Source organism: Herbiconiux daphne (assembly GCF_024979295.1).
Classification (GTDB): Bacteria; Actinomycetota; Actinomycetes; order Actinomycetales; family Microbacteriaceae; genus Herbiconiux; species Herbiconiux daphnes.
Genome location: NZ_JANLCJ010000429.1, coordinates 1 through 678 on the forward strand (window position 1 = coordinate 1; position 678 = coordinate 678).

The window sequence follows — 678 nt, forward strand, 5'->3', positions numbered from 1 at the left end:
AACTGGAAACACTCAAACAATCACATTGAAAGTTGGTGAAACCTATAAAGGTATTACTCAACGAGTGGCTGCTGATGGTTCTGCTCTCGGTGGTACAGGTATTGGTTGTAAATTTACACCAGCTTCTTCTGATACTGTAGCTTCCTATGTTTATGATGGTGGTAACAATGTAACTATCACTGCTAAGGCTGTAGGTACAGTAGATTATCTGCTAGAATCTGGTGATACGTCAGCTCATAGAACAATTCACATTGTCGTTTCGTAACACTAAGGCCACCTTCGGGTGGCTTTTTTGTATCTGGAACTTAGACAATATAATCTGTAATATATAACATACGTTATATAACAAATATGGAGATCTCCCTATGGCATTACCTTCACTGAATACTCAGATTGAAACAATGGGGGATTTGAAGAAAGCGATTAGCCTTTGGTCGAATCGTGATGACCCCGAATTCTTAGATCAATGTCACAACTTCATCAACTTTGCTGAGAAAGACATTTATCGTCGCTTACGAATCCCTTCTCTTCAACGAGAAATCTATCTTAATATTGTAGATGGTATTGCACATGTACCTACAGATCTCGTTGAAGTTAAATATGTGTTTAATAGAAAAACTGGTGATGTGTTCCGTGTAACCTCTCCAGAAGAAATCCAATGGATTAAACAGAATAAAC

2 protein-coding genes are annotated in these 678 nt (G+C 37.9%); both read left to right on the top strand.

Annotated features, from left to right (window positions below; translation table 11 throughout):
* On the top strand, window positions 1-265 hold a 265-nt coding region (locus tag N1032_RS25655; RefSeq protein WP_259543431.1), incomplete at its 5' end, for a hypothetical protein.
* Window positions 266-365: 100 nt separating this feature from the next.
* Window positions 366-678, top strand: a 313-nt coding sequence (locus tag N1032_RS25660; protein ID WP_259543433.1) for a phage adaptor protein, incomplete at its 3' end; no start/stop codon positions are given.